The 8,670-nt window shown below is 40.8% G+C and carries 8 protein-coding genes; all 8 read left to right on the top strand.

Translation table 11 applies throughout. The features are described from left to right. The coding region (locus tag UF75_RS23315; RefSeq protein WP_045576916.1) for a DUF444 family protein at window positions 1–795 on the top strand (795 nt) is incomplete at its 5' end. Window positions 796–869: 74 nt separating this feature from the next. Further along, a complete protein-coding gene (locus UF75_RS23310; protein ID WP_045576915.1) occupies window positions 870–2,270 on the top strand; it encodes a SpoVR family protein in 1,401 nt (466 codons plus the stop codon). A gap of 185 nt (window positions 2,271–2,455) precedes the next feature. Continuing rightward, window positions 2,456–3,148 carry a DedA family protein gene (locus tag UF75_RS23305; protein WP_082075309.1) on the top strand — a complete coding sequence of 231 codons (693 nt, stop codon included), beginning with the start codon at window positions 2,456–2,458 and terminating at the stop codon, window positions 3,146–3,148. Continuing rightward, a complete protein-coding gene (locus tag UF75_RS23300; protein WP_045576914.1) occupies window positions 3,141–3,653 on the top strand; it encodes a peptidylprolyl isomerase in 513 nt (170 codons plus the stop codon). Before UF75_RS23305 ends, UF75_RS23300 begins: the two co-directional genes overlap by 8 nt. A gap of 119 nt (window positions 3,654–3,772) precedes the next feature. Beyond that, complete coding sequence (locus UF75_RS23295) at window positions 3,773–4,663, top strand: selenium metabolism-associated LysR family transcriptional regulator (RefSeq protein ID WP_045576913.1); 891 nt, start codon at window positions 3,773–3,775, stop codon at window positions 4,661–4,663. A gap of 157 nt (window positions 4,664–4,820) precedes the next feature. Continuing rightward, window positions 4,821–5,789 (top strand): DnaA/Hda family protein, encoded by a 969-nt coding sequence (locus UF75_RS23290; protein ID WP_045576912.1) that lies wholly within the window; start codon window positions 4,821–4,823, stop codon window positions 5,787–5,789. 104 nt (window positions 5,790–5,893) lie between these two features. Continuing rightward, window positions 5,894–6,865 (top strand): 6-phosphofructokinase, encoded by a 972-nt coding sequence (gene pfkA / locus UF75_RS23285; RefSeq protein ID WP_045576911.1) that lies wholly within the window; start codon window positions 5,894–5,896, stop codon window positions 6,863–6,865. Window positions 6,866–6,904: 39 nt separating this feature from the next. Beyond that, on the top strand, window positions 6,905–8,332 hold the full coding sequence (locus UF75_RS23280) for a glucose-6-phosphate isomerase (RefSeq protein ID WP_045576910.1): 1,428 nt from the start codon (window positions 6,905–6,907) through the stop codon (window positions 8,330–8,332). The last annotated feature ends 338 nt before the right edge of the window (window positions 8,333–8,670 follow it).

The following is an 8,670-nucleotide window of genomic DNA, read 5'->3' as shown; positions in this document are numbered from 1 at the left end:
TATGAAGCTGAAGTCTCCTACGAGGATTTAGCCAATATTCTCTTTGAGGAATTAAGATTACCCAATTTGGATGACAAGAAAAGACCACTCATTGCTCATGACCGTCCGGTGTTCAACGATGTTCGAAAAAAAGGCCTCATGGCTAATGTTGATAAGAAACGCACTTTACTCGAAAGTATCAAGAGGCAGGCTTTTGCAAAGAAGGGAAAGGAGTCTAAATTACGAATTACCCCGGAAGACTTGCGATTTAAGACCTGGGAGACACGCCCGAATTTTGAGACTAATGCAGTGATTTTAGCCATGATGGATACCTCAGGCTCCATGGGGCAATTTGAAAAATACATTTCTCGGACATTTTTCTTTTGGATGGTACGTTTTCTACGTCTTAAATACGAAAATGTTGAAATTCGCTTTTTAGCTCACCACACTGAGGCGAAAGAGGTGACTGAGGAGGAGTTTTTTACCCGCGGAGAAAGTGGAGGGACTCGCTGTTCGTCCGTTTATCGATACGCCTTGGATTTAGTTGAAAAGGACTATCCTCCAGCTCACTTTAATATCTATCCAGTTCATTTTACGGATGGGGATAATATTGGCTCTGACAATGCTAAAGCCATGTCTCTCATGAAACAATTGGTTGAAATTAGTCAAATAGTGGGCTATGGAGAGATCTTAAGAACCCATTATTCGAGTACTTTAATGTCAACGTTAAAACGCATTTCAGATCCAAAACTACGCTTAGTCACGATTAGGGATCGAAACGAGGTATATGATGCGCTTAAAACTTTTTTTTCTTAAAACTAGGTTAACACTCCCGACATAGATTGGATAGCCTCTTAAACTCAAGGGTGGTAATCTGTAGGAGGGAAGTAATGGACAATGAGCAGCGATCCTTAAGTACTATTGCGCAAGATATCGCTCAAGTGGCCCGTGGCCTGGGACTTAAGTTTTGTCCTGTGAACTTTGAAATTGTGCCAGCGGAAGCATTATATACGTTTGGTGCCTATGGAATGCCAGTGCGTTTTACACATTGGAGTTTTGGTAAAGCTTTCTATCGCATGAAATTACAATATGATTTGAATTTGAGTCGGATTTATGAACTAGTGATTAATACAAATCCAGCTTATGCATTTTTATTAGAGGGAAATCGCTTGATTCAAAATAAACTGGTGATTGGGCATGTTTATGCCCATGTTGATTTTTTTAATAATAATCGCTATTTCCAACGAACTCCCAAGGATATGGTTGAACGAATGGGTGCCCATGCCGAAAAAATTCGTGAATATGAAGTTCGATTTGGACGAGAGCAAGTTGAAAAGACCTTAGATGCAGTTCTTGCTATTCAAGAACATGTGGATTATCGATCCCATATTAGCCCTGATACTTTTAAAAACGAAAATGGATCGAGAAATAAATGTCACCAAGAAGAAGGTCAAAAGAAGCTTGGAAAGAAAAAATCCTCACCTTATGATGATCTATGGGGGGACCTACAAGATATTTACTTAGAGTCATCGACTCTACCAGAGGTCGAAGATCTTTTACTCTATCTGGTTCGATTTGCTCCTGGGCTCGAAGAATGGCAAAGAGATGTAATTAGTATTGTTCGCGAGGAGTCGTTATATTTCTATCCCCAAATTGAGACGAAGATTATTAATGAAGGATGGGCTACTTTTTGGCATTCGAGAATTATGCACGAACTTGATCTTAGCGATGCGGAGTCTCTTGATTTTGCCCTAATGCATAGTCAAGTCGTTCAGCCTTCACGCTTAGGGTTAAATCCATATTACCTAGGTGTAAAGATATGGGAGTATCTAGCCAGTGTAAAACCACTTGATTATTTATGGGATCTTCGTGAAACAGAAAACGACCTTTCGTTTATTCGTAATCATCTTACTCGGGAATTGGTAGAAGATCTCCACCTTTTTAATTTCCGTAAAGTCGGAGCACATTGGCAGGTTACTGAAAATGAATGGCAGAAAGTACGAGACAATCTTGTACAGCAACTTGTTAATGGAGGTAATCCACGGATTATTGTTCTTGAAGGAGATTATGAGGGTAAGGGAGGGCTGTCTCTCAAACATCGTCACGAAGGAGTAGATCTTGATATTGTTTATCTGGAAAAAACTCTAGCACTTGTACAATTTCTTTGGGGGAAACCAGTCGTTCTTGAAACGGTGGTCGATCATAAAAACGTCCTTTATGAGTGTTCGAATGGAATAGTAAGCCGTCGACAAGCCACGAAAATTGTTGGGAAAGAGGTCTTCGGTGAATAGTATAGTTATTCTATTTAAGCAGATGCTAGAAAATAGCGTCTTCGTGAATAGTATTGAAGGAATTTCGGATAAGAAAGTAGAATCTAACTAATTGAGTCGACGGTAAGTAAAGAATGACACTTGATTAAATTCAGTTGAAGAAAACTTTAAAGACGTTTTAAACTAATTGGGGAAGCAGGCTGAGCATGCACGGGCTTGAACTTAATGTTACAGACATAATCTATCACTATCGTTATGTAGGTTTATTCATTTTGCTTACCTTTGGGATGGTTGGCATTCCTGTTCCCGATGAATTTCTAATGACCTTCAGTGGGTTTCAAACCTCATTAGGTCGGATGGGTTATGGAGAAACCCTACTGATTGCTGCCTTCGGTAGTTTTTTAGGCATGAATCTTAGCTATTGGATTGGAAGGAGTTTAGGAATCCCGTTCTTGCACAAGGTTGCTCCCTATCTTCACCTTAATGAAAGAAGGATCGCCCGAGCTGAACACTGGTTTCAACGGTATGGTGATCGGTTAATTGTCATAGGCTATTTTTTCCCAGGATTTCGTCATTTTACTGCCTATTTTTCCGGTATGAGTGAGCTCCATTATGGACGATATGCTACGTTAGCAGGGCTGGGGGCTTCTCTTTGGTCCTTTACATTTATTACACTTGGACGAATACTAGGTGAGCATTGGCAAAAAATTACCTTTATCATGCATCGTTATTTGGTACGGGGCGGAATTTTACTGGCTATTATAGTCTTCTTGATCTATCTCTATAGCGTGAAGCGAGGTCGAGTAAGTAAAGGAAATGGAAATTTGGGAAAGTTTAAGCACAGTGGTATAATATATAAGAAAAAACCCAAGCATAAAGGAGGCCACTTAGGTGACTAATGAAATTTCGCCAGATCAAGAACTTAAGCAAAACCCAATTGTAACCATCGAAATGGAAAATGGTAACATCATTAAACTGGAACTATATCCTTCGATAGCTCCCGAAACTGTTCAAAATTTTGTGACCCTTGTTTCTCAAGGCTTTTATGATGGACTTATTTTCCACCGAGTCATCCCTGGCTTTATGATTCAAGGCGGTGACCCTGATGGGACAGGCATGGGAGGAAGTAAACAAACCATCCGCGGCGAGTTTTCTAGTAATGGTTTTAAGAATGATTTACGACATGACCGTGGAGTTATCTCTATGGCTCGTACTTCTGCCCCTAATTCAGCCAGTTCTCAATTCTTTATAGTTGTTAAGGCATCAACTCATTTAGACGGACAGTATGCTTCCTTCGGAAAGGTGATCGAAGGGCTAGAGGAAGTTGATCGAATTGTCAGCGTTCAGAAGGATCGTGGGGATAAACCATTAGAAGATCAAAGAATGAAAAAAGTTACCCTTTAACATTATATGAAACATAAATTTCCCAAAAAGTTATTTATCATTGAGGAGGAGGGCTATGCCCTCTTCTTCTTTACACATTGTAGTAAAGTAGGTTGAAAGTTAGGCTTGGAGGGGGTATCATGTTAGATTTAATGCGTTTGTTTAGTCAAGTTGTAGAGGAACAAAGTTTTACGGTTGTTGCACGGAAATTGGGAATTAGTCAACCTGCAGTTTCGAATCAAATTCGAGCCTTTGAAGAAAAACTTGGGGTGAAATTAATTTATCGTAAAGGAAAGAGTTTCGCTTTAACCGCCGAGGGAGAAACTGTTTATCATCATACTTTACATATGCTTGATGAATGGTCGGAGTTAATGAGTGAAATTGGGGGAACAGAAAGACTCATGAATGGGAAAGTTCATATTGGGGCCTCTCACATCCCCGGCGAATACTTGCTTCCCATGTATTTAGCCTCTTTTCGGAACATGTATCCAGACATTAAGTTCAAACTGTCTATTGGGGACAGTTTGGAGATTGCAGAAAAAGTTTTAGCTCATGAGGTAGATTTTGCCGTGGTAGGAGCAGTTTTTGATACCGAAAAACTAACCTCCGATTTTTGGCTAAAGGATCAACTAGGTTGCGTTGTTTCTTGTGACAATCCCTTAAGCTTATGCCAAAGTATTGAATTAAAGCAACTGAAGAACTACCCCATGATTATCCGTGAGACAGGGTCCGGACATCGCAGAGCGCTAGAGGAAGCTCTCATTAAATCGGGTCTTGATCTTAATGATTTTGATATTGTTTTAGAAGTGGGTAGTACTGAAGCGGTAAAAAATGCTGTACGCTCTGGCATCGGATATTCGTTTTTGTCAAAGCATGCTTTAGATTCTGGGAAGAAACAAGGTTTAGTTTGGATGAACGTCCATAATTTTAACCTAGAGCGAGGTTTTTATCTCTTAAGCCGTCGCGCGAAGCCTTTGACGGTCATTGCGGAAGAGTGTTATCAGTATCTGGCCAGAAGTCAAGAGTCATGATATCCCAAAGTAATTCAATTCTTTCCTTTTGAAAGGATATCTTGAGGGCTATCTATAGAATTCTTCGACAGTTAAGACTAAATTACTCGACAGTCTTATGTCATAATAACGTTGACAGTAGATTAAGGTGACTTAATTTAATAAAGGAGAGGCACTCTTGAAATGGTTCATAAGTGAGTTTAATAATCGGGCATGGCGTTTAATCAAAGAATACCAACTGGAGAATGCTCCAGGGGTTACACTGATTTATGGACCACGGGGGCTAGGTAAATCGGCTTTATTACGATATCTCTATCAACAAACTGAGTTGAAGTATGGCAGCCAAATGACGGATGCTTTGTCGTTTGCCCGGCAGTATGCCTATGCAGCACACGAGAATAAGATCAATCTATTTCGTCAACGCTACCGTACGACACAGCTGCTATTAATCGATGATCTTCAATGTATAGCGGGCAAGATAAAGACCATTGAAGAACTTCACTATACCTATGAATCGGTCATTAGTCATGGGGGAAAGATGGTAATCACAGTTGAAGCAGGGTTTCCGAATTTGGATTTTCTGGGGGAAAAACTGGCTTCTCGTTTTTTGAGTGGAATCGTTATCCCTATTGACCGGCCCCAAAAACATGAAATAGAACATTTCCTTAGCGATTATATTCATACAAAGCGCCTTTATTTAAATCCTAATGTGGTGGGTGTCATTGCAGAGCGTACTAATAATTTAGCGGAAACAATCAGCACCATAACACAGTTTGTTCAATTTGCAGAATCCCGTCAAGATGAACTGAGTCTCTCTTGTTTTAACGCTTATTGGGAAAAGGAAATTAATAATCTCAATTCAGTCGCTGAACCGAAAAATATTATTCGCCTTGTAAGCCAAACTATGGGAGTTTCGATCGAGGAATTGCTAAGCCCTGACCGGAAACAACGGGTGAATGAAGCTAGACAAATGGCTATATACGTCATTCGTACGCTTTGCCGACTTTCTTATCCAGCCATAGGAAGTTATTTTAACCGTAATCATAATACCATGATAACGTCCTATAATAAGATGCAGGAGAAGTTGGCTAAAGACCAAGAGCTGATCAAATTATATAAGCGAATTATCAACGCTTTTAAAGCGTAATTTAATTTATTCTAATTTGATTACGCTTTTATGTATAACTACAAACTTGATAGGTAATAGAGTAGAAAGTCATAAATTGTTAGATAATAATGAGGGGTGATCAGATGTCAGGCAAGATAGAGCGGATAGCAGTGCTTACGAGTGGAGGGGATGCACCTGGAATGAACGCAGCCCTGCGGGCAGTGGTTCGTAAGGGAATTTACCATGGACTTAATGTTTTTGGGGTAAATCGGGGTTATGAGGGGCTAATCCATGGAGAGATCCAAGAGATGAGCATAGGTTCTGTTGCAGATATTGTGCTACGTGGGGGAACCATTTTGAAGACAGCACGATCCGAAGAAATGCGTACCGTTGAGGGGCAACAAAAGGCCATTAAGCAGTTACATAAGTTTCATATCGATGCTTTGGTGGTCATCGGCGGAGATGGCTCTTTTCGAGGAGCTCAGACGTTATCAGCGAACGGATTTCAGGTTGTTGGTATTCCAGGTACCATCGATAATGATATTGCTGGAACGGATTTGACCATCGGCTTTGATACTGCAATCAATACAGTTGTCGATGCCGTTAGCAAGATTAGGGACACAGCGTCCTCCCACGAACGCACGTTCATAGTGGAGGTGATGGGACGGAATTGCGGAAATATTGCGCTTCAGGCCGGCATAGCCTGTGGAGCAGAATCGATTCTTGTTCCAGAGATCCCTTACGACTTAGATGAGATCAGCGATAAATTAAAGCGAGGTCATCTACGTGGAAAAAACCATAGTATTATTTTAGTCTCCGAAGGCGTGGGAAGTGCTTACAAAATCGGGGAGGAATTGCGGGCTCGTTCGGGATTTGAGACGAGAATTACTGTTTTAGGCCATTTACAACGCGGTGGAAATCCTAGCGCTCAGGATGCTGTAATTGCTGCGGCAATGGGCGGAAAAGCGATGGAAATCGTTTTGGCCGGAGAGTCGGACAGGATGACAGCGTTTGTTAATCAAACGGTTATTTCTAGTCCCCTTGCTGCCGCTTATGGAACACGGCGGCCTTTTAATAGAGAACTTTATGATTTGGCGAATGAGCTTTCGATTTAGGCATTTTGGTCCATCAAATTAAAGAGATGGGGTTGAATTATGGTAGATCAAGTGCGTCCCGGAATTGTGCTCGATTATACTGGGATGATGCAAAGTCCACAAAATTTGAAGGGGTTTTCAAGGTTAGAACTTGAGAATCTCCAAGCAAGTTTAGATAAAGCCCAAATCTCACTCGCGAAACAGAGAGAGGCTGGAGGGCTTGATTATTCAAAGCTTTTACCCTCCCTGAAGTCCGAACTCACAGAAATCATAGATTATTCGAACAAGGTAGCTTTTAAATTTGCGAATTTTGTCGTCTTAGGAATTGGGGGTTCTGCACTCGGACCTTTGGCCGTGCATCAAGCCCTAAACCATTATTATTATAATGAACTTTCTGCCGAGGAACGTGGTCATCGCCCACGTTTTTATGTCATGGACAATATTGATCCGGTGCGCTTCCATGAATTGTTACAAATTTTAGATCCCCAGAAAACGTTATTTAATGTGATTAGTAAATCCGGAAATACTTCAGAAACTATGGCTCAATTTATGATTGTCAGAGATATTTTAAAACGGGAATGCGGAGATCACTATGCCAAGCATATGGTGGTTACGACTGATCAAGAGAAAGGAAATCTTTTACCGATTGCTCTCGATGAAGGATTTAAACGTTTTGTGATTCCCTCTCATATTGGAGGGCGCTTCTCAGAACTGACCCCTGTCGGATTACTTGCAGCGGCTATTTGTGGGATTGATGTTAATCAACTTATGGCTGGCGCTTTAGAAATGGATGAAAGAATTCGCGAAACTCAAGGGGTATTCTCAAATCCCGCTCAGTTGCGTTCAGCTCTTTCCCTCTTGTCATGGCGAAAAGGGAAAACTATTTCTGTATTTATGCCCTATGTTGATGGACTAAAAACCATGGCCGATTGGTATGCACAGTTATGGGCGGAAAGCTTAGGAAAGCGGTTTGATCGACAAGGTCGGAGCGTTCAAGTCGGACAGACACCCGTAAAGGCGCTGGGAGTAACAGATCAACATTCTCAAGTTCAGCTCTATGTGGAAGGTCCTGATGATAAAGTAATTACGTTTGTGACCCTTGAAAAATTCAGGGAAAATAAAATGATTCCCTCAGATATTGGAGAACTACCTGGGGATATCCAATTTTTGGGAGGCCATACTCTGACAGAATTGTTGATTGCAGAACAAAAGGCCACGGAATACGCTCTTACTTTAGCTGGGCGTCAACATCAGAAGATCGTACTTCCCAGCTTGGATGCATTTCAGGTTGGACAATTACTGCTTTTGCTCGAGTGGGAGACGGCATATATGGGAGAGCTATTGAACATTAACGCTTTTGACCAGCCGGGGGTTGAGGAAGGGAAGAACGGGACATATGCTTTGATGGGCCGCAAGGGTTTCGAAACGAAGAGACATGAAATTGAGGAATATGGAAAAATACGATATATACTGGACGACAAAGTATGATTGAATGCAAGTTAGGGATGGTTCCTAACTTGCATTTATGCGTTGGTTGAGAGATTAAAGTCATCTCGCCAACGCATTTTTTTTGGTTAAAGAGTGAGATGAAGATAAGGAATGATTTTGTAGTTAAAAAGGGGTTTTAGGAGTTAAAGTAGAAATAGAATAATAGCAAGATGAATTTCGTGAAAAGTCTGACTTAAGCTATTAATTTAGTCATAGAAAAATTTAATAATAATTTAGATCTTGGAAGATTAGATTTGCTGATAAAGATTGATTAAAGGCAGACCGACTTGATTGTAGGGAGATGTCGTAATGGATTTTAATCTAAATGAATTTTTAGG

This window comes from Desulfosporosinus sp. I2 (genome assembly GCF_000960765.1).
In the GTDB taxonomy this organism is placed as follows: Bacteria; Bacillota; Desulfitobacteriia; order Desulfitobacteriales; family Desulfitobacteriaceae; genus Desulfosporosinus.
The sequence above is the reverse complement of the archived record's forward strand: the minus strand, read 5'-3'. Positions and strand labels throughout refer to the sequence as shown.

Bases quoted from the DNA above. Each gene is read 5' to 3' on its own strand.
- UF75_RS23310 (WP_045576915.1), top strand. From the start codon at position 870: ATGGACAATGAGCAGCGATCCTTAAGTACTATTGCGCAAGATATCGCT.
- UF75_RS23305 (WP_082075309.1), top strand. From the start codon at position 2,456: ATGCACGGGCTTGAACTTAATGTTACAGACATAATCTATCACTATCGT.
- UF75_RS23295 (WP_045576913.1), top strand. From the start codon at position 3,773: ATGTTAGATTTAATGCGTTTGTTTAGTCAAGTTGTAGAGGAACAAAGT.
- pfkA (WP_045576911.1), top strand. From the start codon at position 5,894: ATGTCAGGCAAGATAGAGCGGATAGCAGTGCTTACGAGTGGAGGGGAT.
- UF75_RS23280 (WP_045576910.1), top strand. From the start codon at position 6,905: ATGGTAGATCAAGTGCGTCCCGGAATTGTGCTCGATTATACTGGGATG.